The sequence below is a fragment of the Pseudobacillus sp. FSL P4-0506 genome (assembly GCF_038003025.1).
Taxonomy (GTDB): domain Bacteria; phylum Bacillota; class Bacilli; order Bacillales; family Domibacillaceae; genus Pseudobacillus.
Genome location: NZ_JBBOOI010000001.1, coordinates 1970274 through 1985542, shown reverse-complemented (window position 1 = coordinate 1985542; position 15269 = coordinate 1970274). Strand labels below are relative to the sequence as shown.

The window sequence follows — 15269 nt, the reverse complement described above, 5'->3', positions numbered from 1 at the left end:
AAATAAAAAGGACTGTAGACAAACTCTAGAATTTCATTGAGTTTGTCTACAGTCTGAAACTGCCTCAAAGAGGCAGTTTTTTCTATTAAATTAAACGTTCTGCAGCTCTCTTTCGTAGCGAAGAACCGGCTTACGAGCGGCGGCCGTTTCATCAAGCCTGCCAATTACCGTTGTATGCGGTGCTTCCTGAACGATTTCCGGGTTGTCTTCAACTTCCTTCGCAATTTGGATCATGACGTCAATAAACGCATCAAGTGTTTCTTTTGACTCTGTTTCTGTCGGTTCAATCATCATACATTCTTCCACATTTAACGGGAAGTAGATTGTTGGCGGATGGAAGCCAAAATCAAGCAGACGCTTAGCGATATCAAGCGTGCGCACACCGAGTTTTTTCTGGCGCTTGCCACTCAATACAAACTCATGCTTGCAATGACGATCAAATGGTAGATCAAAGTAAGGAGCAAGCCTGCGCATCATATAGTTGGCATTTAACACGGCATATTCTGTTACTGCTTTTAAGCCATCTGGCCCCATTGAGCGGATATACGTGTAAGCACGAACGTTGATTCCGAAGTTGCCGTAAAAAGGCTTCACGCGGCCAATAGACTGCGGACGATTATAGTCAAAACGATAGACTCCTTCTTCTTTAACCAGCACTGGCTTCGGCAAATAAGGAATTAAGTCCTTCTTGACACCGACAGGACCGGAACCCGGACCGCCACCGCCATGAGGACCGGTAAATGTTTTATGAAGATTTAAGTGAACGACATCAAATCCCATGTCCCCAGGCCGAGCTTTTGACATCACCGCATTTAAGTTAGCACCATCATAATACACCTTGCCGCCGACGCCATGAATAATCTCTGCAATTTCCAAAATATTCTCTTCAAACAAGCCGAGCGTATTCGGATTTGTCAGCATGAGCGCGGCTGTTGTTTCATCAGCTACCCGTCTTAAATCCTCTAAGTCAACCAAACCGTCTTCTCCTGATTTTACCGTCACTGTTTCAAACCCGGCAACTGTTGCAGAAGCCGGGTTTGTGCCATGAGCAGAATCAGGCACAATGACCTTCGTACGGTTAAACTCTCCATTTTCTTCATGGAAAGCACGGATCATCATTAATCCCGTCCACTCACCCTGAGCTCCAGCTGCTGGTTGAAGTGTCACTTCATCCATGCCCGTAATTTCTTTTAAGTGTTCTTGAAGATCATACAGCAGCTCCATCGCCCCCTGCACCGTCTCTTCTTGCTGAAGCGGATGAATGTGGGCAAAGCCATCCAAACGAGCAACGTCTTCATTGATTTTTGGATTGTATTTCATCGTGCAAGAACCGAGCGGATAAAATCCGGAGTCCACTCCATGATTTCTATTTGAAAGTGCTGTGTAATGACGCATAATATCCAGTTCAGAAACCTCTGGAAGTTCCGGCTCTTCTTCCCGCAAGTATCCTGCCGGCAAAAGGGTAGATAAATCTTTTTCTGGTACATCCAACTCAGGCAGACTATAGCCAATCCGCCCCGGCTGAGACAATTCAAAAATAAGCTCCTGGTCCTTCTTATTCATGGCTATCCCCCAATTCTTTTGCAAAGAGTTCAATTTCTTCTTTTGTCCGCATTTCTGTCACAGCAACAAGCATGCAGTTCTCCAGTCCCTCATAAGTAAGGCCAAGATCATAGCCGCCGATAATGCCTTTTTCGAGCAGCTTTTGATTTACTTCTTTTACTGGCTTATTCAGGCGGACCACAAACTCATTAAATACAGGCCCGTCAAATACAATGTCTACGCCGTGCTGCTTTAATGTTTCTCTCGCGAAAAATGCTTTTTGCAAGTTTTGTACCGCTATTTCTCGTACCCCTTTTTTGCCTAAAGCTGTCATTGCTACACTGGCCGCAAGAGCATTAAGCGCCTGATTGGAACAAATATTGGAAGTCGCTTTGTCACGGCGAATATGCTGCTCGCGTGCTTGAAGCGTCAATACAAAGCCGCGTTGTCCTTGGTCATCATGCGTCTGGCCAACGAGGCGACCCGGAACTTTACGCATCAGCTTTTTCGTCACCGCAAAATATCCGCAGTGCGGCCCGCCAAATTGAGCTGGAATGCCGAATGGCTGCGCATCGCCGACCACTATGTCCGCTCCAAGCTTTCCAGGAGGCGTCAACGCACCGAGAGCAAGCGGGTTAGAAGAAACGACAAACATTGCTTTTGCGCTATGAGCTGCTTTTTCCACTTCAGAAAGTGATTCAATAGCTCCAAAGAAGTTAGGATATTGAACAATAACAGCTGCTGTATCGTTATCCACCAATGTATTTAATTGCTCAATATCTGTTACGCCATTTTTATGAGGGATAACGACTACCTCAATGTTTTGGCCTTTAGCATATGTTTTTAACACATCGCGCGACTCTGGATGAACGGTTTCTGACACGAGCACTTTCTTTCTTTTCGTCTGGCCCGCACTTAGCATAGCCGCTTCCGCCAACGCTGTACCTCCGTCATACATAGAAGAGTTGGCCACATCCATACCTGTCAATTCACAAATCATTGTTTGGAACTCAAAGATCGCCTGCAGCTCTCCTTGGGAGATTTCCGGCTGGTACGGTGTATACGCTGTGTAAAACTCCGAACGGGAAATTACATGATCCACGATAGAAGGGGTATAATGATCATATACGCCCGCTCCTAAAAAGGAAGCATATTGCTTGGCATTTATATTCTTTGCTGCCAGTGAGCTTAATTCTTTTTTGAGTGCTGGTTCCGCTTTCGCTTTCTTAATATCATATAATCCTTGAAAGCGTACTTTTTCAGGAATATCCGCAAACAATTCGTCTATTGTTTGGACACCCACTGCTGCAAGCATTTCCTTTTTGTCCGTTTCTGTCATCGGCAAGTAACGATGCTTCATAATGTTTTCCCTTCCCTCTTCTTTTATTTTGAACGTTTATAGAATGGCGGTTTTACAGTTTTAGCTGCCAGCTTCTTACCGCGGACTTCCACCAGCAGTTCTTCACCAGGTACAGCACATTCTGCTTTTACTAAAGCGAGCCCGATATTTTTCTTTAAAGTCGGCGACTGAGTACCGGTTGTCACATGACCAACTTGTTCTTCGCCTGAAAAAACAGCATATCCATGGCGCGGAATCCCCCGGTCAATCATTTCAAGACCAATCAGTTTTCGCTCCGGACCATTTTCTTTCTGCTCCTTTAGAACTTCCAGCCCGATAAAATCATCTTTATTTGTTTTCACAGCAAAGCCTAAGCCCGCTTCAATTGGAGAAATGTCTTCTGCCAGTTCTTGACCGTACAGCGCTAGATTTGCTTCAAACCGCAAAGTATCACGGGCACCAAGACCACATGGAAGAAGCCCAACTTCTTCACCTGCTTCTAGAAGATCCTGCCACAGCTTAGGGGCCTCCTCACTGCGACTGTAAATTTCAAAGCCGTCTTCTCCCGTGTAACCAGTGCGTGACACCAGAGCAGGCACCCCATTGATTCTGACTTCTTGACGGAATTTAAAAGGCCTGATTTCGCCCAAATCCAAGTCAGGTACAAGCTTTTGCAAGATTCCTTCTGCGGCTGGCCCTTGGATGGCAAGCTGTGCCCAGTCTTTTGATACATTTTCGATTTGCACGTCTCCTACCTGATGCTTCTTTAGCCAGGCAAAATCCTTATCTGTGTTAGCAGCATTGACAACAAGCAGGTAATTTTCTTCAGCAAGCATGTAAACAAGCAAATCATCAACAGCTCCGCCTTTTTCATTGCACATAATTGTATACATCGCTTGGTTCGGCTGCAGCTTTGACAAATCATTCGTCATCATCTTTTGGAGGAAAGCCAATGCGCCTTCTCCTTTTACAGTAACCTCGCCCATGTGGGAAACGTCAAAAAGTCCTGCTTTTGTCCGGACAGCTTCATGTTCTTCCTTAATGCTTGAGAACTGAACAGGCAGCTCCCATCCTCCAAAGTCAATTGTTTTTGCTCCAGACTGCTTATACCATTCAAACAATGGCGTGCGCTTTAACTCTCCCATTTCCCTACCCCTCTCTCATTGTCATTCTCACGGTTCAGCCCATTATTTTTGCATAAAAAAAGACAGAGAACAGCTTATAAAAGTTGTTCTCTGTCCTTGAACCTGAAAGTTTAACCTGATGAACAGGCTGTCTTCTTTGGTGGTTTCGTTACGAAACGCTCTCCAGAGTCGCGTCCAGCAAGAGTTCTTTTGCCTGAGAGATTCACAAAAAGCTTGTTTGCTCCTTCGGCGCTGTATGAACAGTCTCTCCCCTCGCCTTCATTCGCTATATTTAATTAATAAATGGGCATACTATGAACATCTGATTCATACGAATCAAGAATGTTCGCTTTTTTGTAAAATGACATAATATTTTGTTCAATTACATCCTACCATTAAAGGTAAGGTTTCGGCAACATATTTTATAAAGGAGTTTTTCAAATGAATGTGGAAATCTATTTTAATCACGCCTGGGAAGAAGAATTAGAGAAAAGAATAGAACAAGACGGGCCGTGGGGCAATTGGCCGCTCTTTCAATCAACTGTAAACATGGAAACACGAATGATGGTGCCGAATTTTGAAGGATTGTTAGCCCCTAGCTTTTTACCAGAGCTTACGGCCTTGCCCCATCAGCTTGAAGCAGCTAGAAGAGTAGTGGAAGAAATGAATGGAAAAGCGATTTTAGCGGACGAAGTAGGGCTGGGAAAAACGATTGAAGCCGGATTGGTATTAAAAGAATACTTGATCCGTGGCCTCGTGAAAAAAGTGTTAATTTTAGCTCCAGCTTCTCTTGTCTCCCAATGGGCCAATGAATTAAATAGTAAGTTTTATATTCCTGCTATCGCTCAGAAAAAATTTTATGCGTGGGATCAGCATGACATCGTCATCTCGTCTATCGACACGGCGAAGCGAAGCCCTCACAAAGAAAAGATCTATGAACAAGACTATGATTTAGTCATTATCGATGAGGCTCATAAATTAAAAAACCATAAAACCAAAAACTATCAGTTTGTCCGTCATTTAAAAAAGAAGTTTTGCCTGCTTTTAACGGCAACACCTATTCAAAACCGTCTTGATGAAATGTTTCATCTTGTTTCATTATTAAAGCCCGGCCATCTTGGTAGCGAAGGACAATTTACAGAGCGGTTTAAAAAGGGCGACCGCCAGGTACAAAATCATCATCATTTAATCAAGCTAATGAATAAAGTGATGATTCGTAACCGCCGGCAGGATACAGGGGTGGAATGGACAGCGAGAAAAGTAGAATCAGTAAAAGTAACGTTCACAGAAGAAGAACGTTCCCTCTATCAGGCTCTTGAGTATTTCGTTCGCAGCCAGCCTGACGATGTACGATCTTCCTTTTCTTTGCTTACTTTGCAACGGGAAGCTTGCAGCAGCAAAGAGGCAGTCTTTTTTACCTTGAAGAACATGGCTAGAAAGCTGTACGGAGATCATCTTGATTTTCCGGAGAGTTTCCAAAACGTTTTGTCCCACATACAAAATGTAACACGAAACTCAAAAGCGGAAAAAGCGCTTGAACTCGTTCAATCTATTAATGATAAAGTCATTATCTTTACTGAATATCGAGCCACTCAATTATATTTGCAATGGTTCTTTAAACAAAACGGCATTTCGTCCGTTCCTTTTCGTGGTGGCTTTAAGCGCGGGAAAAAAGATTGGATGAAACAACTTTTTGAAAAGCAGGCACAAGTCTTAATTGCTACAGAAGCTGGCGGAGAAGGATTAAACCTGCAGTTTTGTCACCATGTCATTAACTTTGACCTTCCCTGGAATCCGATGCGCCTTGAACAAAGAATTGGCCGTGTTCATCGTTTCGGGCAAACGAAAGATGTACGCATTTACAATTTCAGCACTGAAGATACGATTGAAGACAGAATTCTGCAGCTTCTTTATGAAAAAATCCATTTATTTGAACAAGCTGTCGGACAATTAGATGATATTTTAGAGAAAATGGACATTCCCAATATGCAGGAACACTTGGCTGATATTTTTCAAAACTCAAGAACGGAAGGAGAGCTGCGCGTCAAGATGAAAAACCTTGAAGCTGTCATTGATCTGGCTAACGAGTGGCATGAAGAGGAGGAATCATTTAGTGAAAAACGAAATTCATCTATTTCTTGAAAATTATTTTAGAGCAGCTGAATGCACATTTTTACAAGAAACAGAAGGAGCCCTCTGTGTAAAGCTGACTCCTGAGATTGATAAGGAACTAATGAACCGGCCCTTTTACTGGCATTATGCCGAAAAAACTGGAATGAAGGCAGAACCACTTTCGTTAACACTGATTACCGATCAGGCAAAAGCGCCTCCGAATATTGAAGGAGAGAGCGTGCATTTCGGTACACCGCGCTTACAGCAAATTTTTGAATCAGCAAAGAAACATACAAGTTTCATCCGACTTTACGAACAGAGAGAGTCTGGCAGCCAGCAGCCGCTTCAGCCCTGGCTCTTAGTTAATATAAAGGTCTCCTATGAAGCAAATCACAAAAAAGATATCTTTCATTCACTGGGCCTCAATTTAATTAATGGAGCAATTCAAGAAGAATTTATGAATGTACTCAATCGGAAGCTATTAGTATCAAAAATCCCTGACTTTTCTTTTACCATCACTCCTTTAATCAAGCCGAAAAGCGGCGTCAAAAGGCTTCAACGTTTTTTGACATCCCGACTTGAAAAAGAAACTCATGATTGGGCAGTAAAAGCTAAGAAAGAATGGGAAGAGGATTTGGTCTTACTTGATTATTTTTATGAAGATGAGGAGAAGCCCGAAGCTTATTTTATTGAAAAGGCCGCATTGGAAAAACAGTATTCTCCGAAGATTCATGTAGATATTATTAATGGCGGTGTAATCTATTTGCACTCATAGATAAAAAGCGCTGGCCATCACTTTTTATGAAAGAGCTGGCGCAGCGCTAATGGAAGCAGGCCGAACCATCTAAAAGAAAAGTTGGCACGGCCAGCCCGCTTTTGGCGTCGCTTTTCTTTCCTTACTTTTTTCGGTTCACTAAAATAACCGAGAAACGTTTCTACAAAATATCTTACATAGTCGCTCATATACACCGCCTCCTGTAGTCGGTGTCATTTTTTCCAGTTTTTCCTTATTTTAAACGCTGTTTATTCAACCCATTGGATAATCCGTCTCTCGGTCATGCTGTAAATAACTTTTGTTGAAAAGCGGGAATCCGGTTTATTGGTCTTTAAATGAACCACTACTAGTTCTTCTCCCTCGTTGGGCTGAGCGGCATAAACGACTTTTCCGCGATTTGTACGATACTCGCCGGACAGGGAGGTTCCTTGTTCCAACAAGGGAAGAATTTCCTGAAGGGTCATTGATTCTATCACTTTTGTTTCATAATAATCTGTCAAAAACAAAGCTGTCTTCTGCTTGCTCACAAAAATACCCGTTCCGAAAATGGCAGCTGTGCAAACAATAGTGAAAAGTAGAAGTGTATAAGGAAGAATGACTCCCTTTTCATTGGTGATTACACCTTTCATATAGCCTCTCCTGTAAATATATGAAATTGTGCCTTTTCTTTCTCACCATTTTTAAAGCCTGCCTCCGCGCACAACAGTGAACCACATGGATAAAATTGTATGGATGAAGCTTGCTGAAGAATCATCTCATGCCCTCTGCCACCCACTCTTCTTCTTACGCCATCATTATATTTTTCAATTGAAATAACATCTGTTCCTTGAATAAATGTCAGTTTTTGCGCGCTTATTTGAAGAGAATGGGAAACATTTATTTCCTTTCTAAGCTGCAGTACAAACAGCTCCCACTCTGCCCTTCTTTCCGGCTTAAGCTGTTCTTCTGTCTGATATACTGCTCCGTATATAAGTGGGAAGAGAGCAGCAATACTGATAAAGATGAGTAAAACGAACAAAGACTCTACGATTGTAAACCCCCTATTGTTTCTTAATACAGTAGACTTCTCCCGATACTTCAAAACAAGCTGATCCAATGCTCGTTTCCCAGGAAATATCATATTTCTCTCCCTCTCTCTCATAGACCACGTGAAAGTCTTCTCCTTCAATCATTTGCTTTGCCCCCTCTTCATATAAAAGCCTCATCCCCTTTTGCCTCTCCCAAAGGGCTTTGGATTGTCCTGTCATTTGCCCCATCAATGGCAGTATAAAAGCGGCTAGCATGGCTATGACCATTAAAGATAGTAGGCTTTCTGCAAGTGTAAAGCCCCCTTCATTGTTCTTTAACATAAAATCTCCCCTTGCCAATTTGAAAAATCAACGAAATGTGACGATCAAGGTATTCAAAATGAACGGTGCCGAAGCTGCTCGTATTTCCATTCGGCAAAAAAGATAATTTGGCTAACGATCCATCCACATATCGAATAGTATCAGGCATGCTCCTTTGAACAAGCAAGTTCGTAGGAGCAGTCAGCGGCCGAATGGTATAGCGATTTTCCGTATAAATAAACCTCACTTCCACTACCTCTTGCTTGGCAATAGCATACGACTGAGCGAGAAACAGGTCTGCCTGCAGTTGATTGAGAAATTGTTGTTTTTCAAAGTCAGCAGCTACCCTTGGAAAAGGAAGCACAGCTACCGATAGTAAAACGACTATAACTGTAAGAATGACCATCGTTTCAACAAGGGTAAAGCCCTCATCTGATCTTGCGCACCGTTCTATTTTATTTAACAATTGATACCTCTCCATCGGCTCCAATCTTTAATTGGTCTCCATTTGGACAAGCTGTTTCATCGCTTCTTAAATAACCGCTCTCTACCATATCCCCGACGGATGATGGAAATTTCTTTAAATCAATCCGGTAAGCCTGCACCTGTCCTTGCACCATATGTTTAAATGCTGTACATCCTTTGCTATTAATATTGCGGCTCTGTTTTGCTACATTTGGAATAGCGATAAATAACAATACTGAAATGACTAATAAAACAATCATCATTTCAATTAACGTAAACCCTGATTCATTTTTTACTAGGCGATTTATTTTCACCGGCTCATCCTCCCTCTTTAAATAGAACCCATCATTTGAAACATAGGCAGCATCACTGACAAGTAAATGGCGACAACTACGAGGCCGACAAACAAAAAGATAGCTGGCTGCAAAACGGCTAGTCCTCTTTTTATCTTTTTCTCGATGAGCACATCGCAAAACTGGCTAAATAAGAGCAACTCTTGAGCTAACCGCCCATTCGTTTCCCCATGTCGGAGAATACGGGGCAGTTCGGGAACAAAACCTGAGACTTGCTCCGCTGACTCAGCAAGGGACTGTCCAGTCACTAAATGAAGATTCATTTCTAAAGCAACCTGTCTTAGTATCGGATGCATGGTCTGCTCTTGTAAAATCAGCAGCACTTCATTAACAGCAAAGCCGCTTTGTAGCAAATAAGAAACTTCTTTAGCGAATAAACGGGTAAGAAATAAAGTGAAATAAGTAGAGGCAACTGGGATATTCACCATCCAATTAATTTTACTTCGAGGAGTTTGTCTTTGATAATGAAAAAAGAAAGATAGAGAAGCAACTGCCAAACCAGCAGCAGCTAGTAGAATGAAGGAGGGGCCCTGTTGCAAAAAAGCAATAAGCAAGAGGGTACTTCCGCTCGGGGCAAAGCTGAGAGCAGCGTACAGCTCTTCAAATCGCGGCATTAAAAATTGATTTAAAAGAAGCAACAGCATAAATAAAAGAAACAACAAGAATATCGGGTACTGAAGAAGCTTCGCTAGCTTTTCCTTTGCCTCTTCGGTCTTTTTCCAGTGCTCCCCCGCATATATTAGCGTTTCCGGCAAACGACCGTGTTTTTCGGCAAAGTACACTTGCAGACAAATCATTGATGGAAAGTTAAGCATGTGAAGAATCTCATTTAAAGATGTCCCGTCATTTAACTCAGAACGGATTTTCTGAGTTGATTTGTGATGATTGCGGTCAAAATTCATCAACAAAAATTCAAGGGCCTGACTCATCGTAAACCCTTGGTTCAACATCTCTCCCAATCTAAGAATGAATTCCCCTTGATACTTCCCCGCTTTTCTTTTCCTCCAATACCCAGCGATCATATTCAGTTTGAGAGAGATATCCAAGAGCGATCCCCTTTCTTAATAAGTGTTTTAATAATGGATAGTGGTAAAAGCTCGGCTCTCCTTTTGCTTCATTTAATACAGCCTGCAGATCCGATCCGCTCAATATTTCATACACAGTAGCCTGTTTTCGTTGTTTTTCCGAAACACAGTGCAGAGAGCAGTTGGTTCCGCATGCTGGGCACAGAAGATTAACAAGACGCTGGGCTGTTACACCGATCAGCGTTTGCTGAATTTCATGCCATTTTAAACCAAATTCAAGCAGTCGGAACACTGCTCCTTTTGCATCGCGCGTATGCAAGGTAGTCAAAACGAGATGGCCTGTAAGTGAAGCACGGATAGCAATTCTGGCCGTTTCTTCATCACGAATTTCTCCTACCATAATCACGTCAGGATCATGTCTTAAAATAGCTTTTAATCCCGTTGAGTAAGTTACTCCTGCTTTTTCATTCACTTGCACTTGCAACCACTGATCATTTTGTTTTTCCACAGGGTCTTCAAGAGTAATGACGTTGCGGCCATGCTCGCTAGCACTGTGCTGGATCAAAGAGTAAAGGGTAGTCGTTTTACCGCTGCCGGTCGGGCCGGTAAAAATAATTAATCCATGAGAATGCGCTAAAAGAGCAAGCAGTTTTCTAGCAGAATTTGGAAACAGAGAAAGTTGAAGCAGGTCGGGTACCTCCTGTTGAGGAAGAAGGCGAATGACGAGGCTTTCTTTTGAAAGGGCAGTGGGTAAAGTAGAGATGCGCAAAGAGACCAAAAAGCTTGAAATTTCAAGTTGAAATGCACCGCTTTGCGGCTTTCTTTTTTCTCCGATGTCCATCGAGGCCATAAACTTAAAATGGGAAATCAGTCTTTCCCCTTCACGTATGGAGAACTGACTATGAGGAATAAGCTCGCCTTGGGAGCGGATTTGGACGAAGTAACCGTGCTTACGGGGGATAAAGTGGATATCCGTCGAACGGAGAGCAAGGGCCTCCTGCAAAAGATTTTCGACAGCTTCTTCAATAACCATTTCTTTTTATTTCACCACCTTTCATTCTCGTTCATTAACCATATTCGACAACATTCGAAAAACCCCTCCTGCTTTTTTAATTTTACTGAAAGCTATTTATTACTGGCGAGTGACGGGGTTAGAGTAAAATACAAAATAAACGGCACCATAAGATAGAGATATCACGCAATCTTCACAAAGTGACTGAAAGTATGTTTACAATACTATCTTCATTCCATTATAATAAGATATTGATGGAGTGACGAATAAAGGAGGGATACATAATGGACCGCATGTTTCGCGTATTAGCATTCTGGACTGGAATCTTTGCTGTCATGTTCTATCTTGGCGATATGCATAAAACGGCTTTACTATTCCTTGGCCAGACCGGATTCTTCTTAATTGTAGGCTATTTAAATTTAACTGAACGTATGTACGTGTACCTTTTTGCAGCATACTTAACTGTATTCTTCTGTGGATACACTTACTGGACTACCTTTATGGTAACTCCTGGAGCAGGCCATTAATTCATGGTTCTGTCAGCCGGTCTATAATGACCGGTTTTTTTATTTTGCCCAATATCAAAAAGGCTGTCCAAACTAGGGCACAAACCTGTTTCTCCATTCAAGAGAAGAAGGTCCGGCCGGCGTAAGACAGCCTTCACTTTTTTTAGAAGCCGTTTAAAAACGGATTGCGCTCCATTTCATCACCAATCATCGTTGCTGGTCCGTGGCCAGGCAGTACAATCACTTCTTCTGGCAATGTCAATAAATGATTATGAATACTGTGAATTAGCTGCTCGTGGTTCCCGCCCGGTAAATCCGTCCGTCCAATGCTTCCCATGAATAACGTATCCCCGGCGAATACAGCGTTTCCTTCATCAAAAAAATAAGAGACACTCCCCGGCGAGTGGCCAGGTGTGTGAAACAGCTGAAAAGAAAACGGGCCTACTGTTAATGACTTCTCATCTGTTAGAAGATGATCAGCTGGCTGACCGCTAACTTTCCCCAATTGAAAACGGGCAGAACCGTTTAAATCCGGATTAGTTAGCCATTCTGCTTCTTCTTTATGTAAATAAACAGGAATATCAAACGCCTTCCTCACCTGCTCAACTGCCCCAATATGATCAAAATGGGCATGTGTAAGCAAAATAGCAAGGGGCTTTAAATGATTTTGATTTAACCATTCAACCAACTTCTCTCCCTCTGCTCCGGGATCAAATACAATACACTCCCTCTCTTCATTAGATAATATATAACAATTAGTTTGCAGTGCGCCTAACGGCAATTGTGTCCAGTTCATGCTACTTTCTCCCGCCTTTCCTTATGACTATCCTTATCGTACCAGCGAATCGTGTCTTTTTAAAGAACTATGATTTTTCAACTCGACAAACATTAAAAAAAACTATAGAATAGTGATGAATATGTACTGATTTTACATAATTATCTTTAGTCGATCATTATCAAGTGATCCAGGAAAGGAGTTTGACTTATGTACGGCTTAGTGATTATCTTTACTCTCATAACTCTTCTTGCCTTGTTCAGCACAGTAAACGCTTTAAAAAACAAAAACCTTTTAGGCATTATTTTTGGACTCGGCACTCTAGGAGTATTCGGATGGTTTACAATCATGACACTTATCCATCAAGGGTATCCTGCTGCTTAATTCACTCTTTAGACGAAATCCTCTCCTGTTTTTTTACAGCAGAGGATTTTTTATTTCCTTTAATCCCTTTCCTTGATAGTCATCCCAGATAAAAAAACCCTGGCGGTTGTCGGCAGGGTTTTTTAATTTATCTTACTTTTTAGCTGAATTCGGGTCATAGAAACGAAGCAGATCACCATAAATGATTCGGTCAGAATAATTCAATTCGGTTGCCGCTTTTTCTATATATGGCGTGCAGTAGTTTTTGTCAGTTGGCTGTTCCGTTGCTTTATCCCAACATTTATTGTCTGCGTAGACATAATCTTTCGTTACAAACCGGCCATCACGGAACACAGCGAGATTTTCATGGTCCTCAGACAATAAATCTTGTCCAAACTGCAAATCATCCTTTGTTTCGATTCCAAGCAAGTGCAGAAGTGTTGGACGAACATCAATTTGGCCGCCTACCTTATCAATCACTCTTCCTTTCACACCAGGAATGTGAATCATGAATGGCACTTTCTGCAGCTGTGTTGAAACAAATGGCGTAACTTCTTTTCCTAAGTACTGGCTCATTGCTTCATTGTGATTTTCAGAGATCCCATAGTGGTCACCGTAAAGAACAATAACGGAGTTTTCATAAAGCCCGGAAGCCTTTAAATCCTCCACAAATTTCTTCAATGCTTCATCCGTATAACGTACAGTGACAAAATAGCGGTTTAGCGTACCGCTGTTGGAAGTAAATTCATCAATGAACTGGTCTTCCTCGTCATAATAGAACGGATGATGGTTCGTTAACGTAAGCAATTTCGAATAAAATGGTTTCGGCATTTCCTTCATATGCTGTACGGACTGTTCAAAAAACGGCCCATCCTTCATTCCCCAGTTCACGCTATTGTCCTCATTGATCTCATAATCTCCAGCTTCATAAAAACGCTGATATCCTAAAGACTTATACATAATATCCCGATTCCAAAAGCTTTTATTATTGGCATGCATTGCATTAGAGAAATAGCCATTCTCCCCTAACTTCTCTGCCATGGAATTAAACTCATTGCCTGAATGGGTAAAGAAAACGGCCCCACGGCTTAGCGGGTAAAGAGAGTTTTCTGTTAAAAATTCAGCATCTGAGGTTTTCCCTTGTCCTGTTTGGTGGTAAAAGTTATTAAAGTATAAGCTTTGTTTGGCAAATTGATTCATAAACGGTGTAATTTCCTGGCCGTTTACTTTATTATTCATCACAAATTCTTGTGTGGATTCGACAGATACCATAATTAAATTCTTGCCTTTAGCCACGCCGAATAAATCATCATTTGGTTTGGCATAATTGGCATCTGAATAGTTTTCAATATCCGCCAATTCACTGCCATCAGCAAGTGCCCGCTGTGCAGAGGACTTCGATTGTAAAATGACGTCGTAAATGTGGTAGTTAAATGTCCCTATATTCTTCACCAGCATTTCACGGTCAAATGTTCTTGTTAAAAGCTGCGGGCGTTCAATTTCAGAAAGACCCAGATTTAAAAAGAACATCGCGGCCGCTGCTAAAAAATAGGCCCGACGATTCATTTTTGTCATGGAACGAAAACTTACTAATTTAGGTTTTACTTTTAAGATCACCATAAGCACGATAAGATCGGCGAAATAGAAAATATCATACCATTTAAACTCTTCTGTCACACTATTGCCCAAGTCAGCAAAGTTGCTTGTTTGAAATAATAAAGGCATAGTGATAAAATCGTTGAAAAAACGATAGAAAACTACGTTCGCATAAAGCAAGAAAGTCAACAAGAAACTCGTGATGATTAAATAACGGTTTCTAGCTTTATCACTTTTAAAAAACATACTGATCCCCATAATGAGCATAATAAAGCTCAATGGGTTAATAAAGAGAATAAATGCTTGCAATGTATTTTCAATTTCAATTTTAAAGCTCGTTTGATAGATAATATACGTTTTAATCCATAAGAACAAAACGACAACAGCGATTAAAGATACATTGTTGCGTAAGGTTCCTTTCATCCAATAACCTCCTTAATACGCACCGTACAGATTACTGCTTTGTATAAAGACCGTCCACTATAAAAACATCATAGCTAATCTTAATACTTTTTTTACAAAAAAGCAAACGTGAGAAAATAGAGATTTTGTAGAATGATAGTTTGACACCCCATCCTCTAGCCTTTTATCATACGACCAATGAAGGATAAAAGTTTCATTTTTGCAAAAAAAAGGAACCTTTTCAAAAGGTCCCTCTCTGTCGAGGATTATTGGCGGCTGCGCTTTTCCTTTTCAAGTCTACGTTCCTGTCTTATAACGAGCAGCGCCTGCTGAAAATCTCTTACTTCTAGCAATTGGGAATCATACAAGTCCCTCAGTTCTGCTTCCATCAAATCCAAGTCAGCCAGACGGTCACCAACATAAATGAAAATACCGTACCGCTTCAAAAGCTGCTGTACATCCCACATCATTTTCAACTTGATCAACGGCTCCCTTACTAAGTTTTCCTGTTGCCTAATCATCGCTCTTTAACTTGTTATCCGTTCACGCTTT

At 41.6% G+C, this 15269-nt stretch carries 18 protein-coding genes and 2 riboswitches; of the genes, 4 read left to right on the top strand and 14 right to left on the bottom strand.

The window, feature by feature from the left end; genetic code table 11:
* Nucleotides 1-90: 90 nt before the first annotated feature.
* The 3 genes from gcvPB to gcvT are packed head-to-tail and all read right to left on the bottom strand — an operon-like array spanning nucleotide 91 to nucleotide 4026.
* Complete coding sequence (gene gcvPB, locus MKZ02_RS09770; RefSeq protein WP_120032951.1) at nucleotides 91-1563, bottom strand: aminomethyl-transferring glycine dehydrogenase subunit GcvPB; 1473 nt, start codon at nucleotides 1561-1563, stop codon at nucleotides 91-93.
* Nucleotides 1556-2902 (bottom strand): aminomethyl-transferring glycine dehydrogenase subunit GcvPA, encoded by a 1347-nt coding sequence (gene gcvPA, locus MKZ02_RS09765; RefSeq protein WP_120032955.1) that lies wholly within the window; start codon nucleotides 2900-2902, stop codon nucleotides 1556-1558. Before gcvPA ends, gcvPB begins: the two co-directional genes overlap by 8 nt.
* A 23-nt stretch (nucleotides 2903-2925) precedes the next feature.
* On the bottom strand, nucleotides 2926-4026 hold the full coding sequence (gene gcvT, locus MKZ02_RS09760) for a glycine cleavage system aminomethyltransferase GcvT (RefSeq protein WP_340853335.1): 1101 nt from the start codon (nucleotides 4024-4026) through the stop codon (nucleotides 2926-2928).
* Between the two features lie 88 nt (nucleotides 4027-4114).
* Nucleotides 4115-4194, bottom strand: a riboswitch (glycine riboswitch).
* A gap of 3 nt (nucleotides 4195-4197) precedes the next feature.
* A riboswitch (glycine riboswitch) is annotated at nucleotides 4198-4288 on the bottom strand.
* Nucleotides 4289-4446: 158 nt separating this feature from the next.
* Here gcvT and MKZ02_RS09755 point away from each other — a divergent pair.
* Complete coding sequence (locus MKZ02_RS09755) at nucleotides 4447-6147, top strand: DEAD/DEAH box helicase (protein WP_120032962.1); 1701 nt, start codon at nucleotides 4447-4449, stop codon at nucleotides 6145-6147.
* Nucleotides 6119-6892, top strand: a complete 774-nt coding sequence (locus tag MKZ02_RS09750; protein WP_340853332.1) for a YqhG family protein — start codon at nucleotides 6119-6121, stop codon at nucleotides 6890-6892. Before MKZ02_RS09755 ends, MKZ02_RS09750 begins: the two co-directional genes overlap by 29 nt.
* A gap of 17 nt (nucleotides 6893-6909) precedes the next feature.
* Here the strand turns inward: MKZ02_RS09750 and MKZ02_RS09745 are convergent, their stop codons facing one another.
* From MKZ02_RS09745 to comGA, 8 genes are read right to left on the bottom strand one after another with little or no spacing between them, the layout of a single operon-like run.
* Nucleotides 6910-7080: a YqzE family protein gene (locus MKZ02_RS09745; RefSeq protein WP_340853330.1), complete on the bottom strand. Its 171-nt coding sequence runs from the start codon at nucleotides 7078-7080 to the stop codon at nucleotides 6910-6912.
* 60 nt (nucleotides 7081-7140) lie between these two features.
* Nucleotides 7141-7521, bottom strand: coding sequence for a hypothetical protein (locus MKZ02_RS09740; RefSeq protein WP_340853329.1), 381 nt, complete (start codon nucleotides 7519-7521; stop codon nucleotides 7141-7143).
* Nucleotides 7518-8012, bottom strand: a complete 495-nt coding sequence (gene comGF, locus MKZ02_RS09735; RefSeq protein WP_340853326.1) for a competence type IV pilus minor pilin ComGF — start codon at nucleotides 8010-8012, stop codon at nucleotides 7518-7520. Before comGF ends, MKZ02_RS09740 begins: the two co-directional genes overlap by 4 nt.
* The gene (locus MKZ02_RS09730) at nucleotides 7933-8241 is read right to left on the bottom strand and encodes a type II secretion system protein (RefSeq protein ID WP_182916978.1); all 309 of its coding nucleotides are present in this window, start codon (nucleotides 8239-8241) and stop codon (nucleotides 7933-7935) included. Before MKZ02_RS09730 ends, comGF begins: the two co-directional genes overlap by 80 nt.
* The gene (gene comGD / locus MKZ02_RS09725; protein WP_340853324.1) at nucleotides 8225-8686 is read right to left on the bottom strand and encodes a competence type IV pilus minor pilin ComGD; all 462 of its coding nucleotides are present in this window, start codon (nucleotides 8684-8686) and stop codon (nucleotides 8225-8227) included. Before comGD ends, MKZ02_RS09730 begins: the two co-directional genes overlap by 17 nt.
* Complete coding sequence (comGC, locus tag MKZ02_RS09720) at nucleotides 8676-8999, bottom strand: competence type IV pilus major pilin ComGC (RefSeq protein WP_406909549.1); 324 nt, start codon at nucleotides 8997-8999, stop codon at nucleotides 8676-8678. Before comGC ends, comGD begins: the two co-directional genes overlap by 11 nt.
* Before the next feature lie 17 nt (nucleotides 9000-9016).
* Nucleotides 9017-9988: a competence type IV pilus assembly protein ComGB gene (gene comGB, locus MKZ02_RS09715; RefSeq protein ID WP_340856374.1), complete on the bottom strand. Its 972-nt coding sequence runs from the start codon at nucleotides 9986-9988 to the stop codon at nucleotides 9017-9019.
* Between the two features lie 10 nt (nucleotides 9989-9998).
* Nucleotides 9999-11096 carry a competence type IV pilus ATPase ComGA gene (comGA, locus tag MKZ02_RS09710; protein ID WP_340853322.1) on the bottom strand — a complete coding sequence of 366 codons (1098 nt, stop codon included), beginning with the start codon at nucleotides 11094-11096 and terminating at the stop codon, nucleotides 9999-10001.
* A 263-nt stretch (nucleotides 11097-11359) separates the two neighbouring features.
* On the opposite strand from comGA, the gene MKZ02_RS09705 reads away from it, so the two are divergent.
* Entirely contained in the window at nucleotides 11360-11602 is a 243-nt protein-coding gene (locus tag MKZ02_RS09705) for a DUF2626 domain-containing protein (RefSeq protein WP_120032986.1), read from the top strand.
* A 142-nt stretch (nucleotides 11603-11744) separates the two neighbouring features.
* On the opposite strand, the gene MKZ02_RS09700 is transcribed toward MKZ02_RS09705, so the two are convergent.
* Nucleotides 11745-12377, bottom strand: a complete 633-nt coding sequence (locus tag MKZ02_RS09700; RefSeq protein ID WP_120032989.1) for an MBL fold metallo-hydrolase — start codon at nucleotides 12375-12377, stop codon at nucleotides 11745-11747.
* A 189-nt stretch (nucleotides 12378-12566) separates the two neighbouring features.
* On the opposite strand from MKZ02_RS09700, the gene MKZ02_RS09695 reads away from it, so the two are divergent.
* Nucleotides 12567-12740, top strand: a complete 174-nt coding sequence (locus tag MKZ02_RS09695) for a DUF2759 domain-containing protein (RefSeq protein WP_120032992.1) — start codon at nucleotides 12567-12569, stop codon at nucleotides 12738-12740.
* A 132-nt stretch (nucleotides 12741-12872) separates the two neighbouring features.
* Here the strand turns inward: MKZ02_RS09695 and MKZ02_RS09690 are convergent, their stop codons facing one another.
* The gene (locus MKZ02_RS09690; protein ID WP_120032995.1) at nucleotides 12873-14738 is read right to left on the bottom strand and encodes an LTA synthase family protein; all 1866 of its coding nucleotides are present in this window, start codon (nucleotides 14736-14738) and stop codon (nucleotides 12873-12875) included.
* Nucleotides 14739-14983: 245 nt separating this feature from the next.
* Nucleotides 14984-15193, bottom strand: coding sequence for a YqgQ family protein (locus MKZ02_RS09685; protein WP_120032998.1), 210 nt, complete (start codon nucleotides 15191-15193; stop codon nucleotides 14984-14986).
* Between the last annotated feature and the right edge of the window lie 76 nt (nucleotides 15194-15269).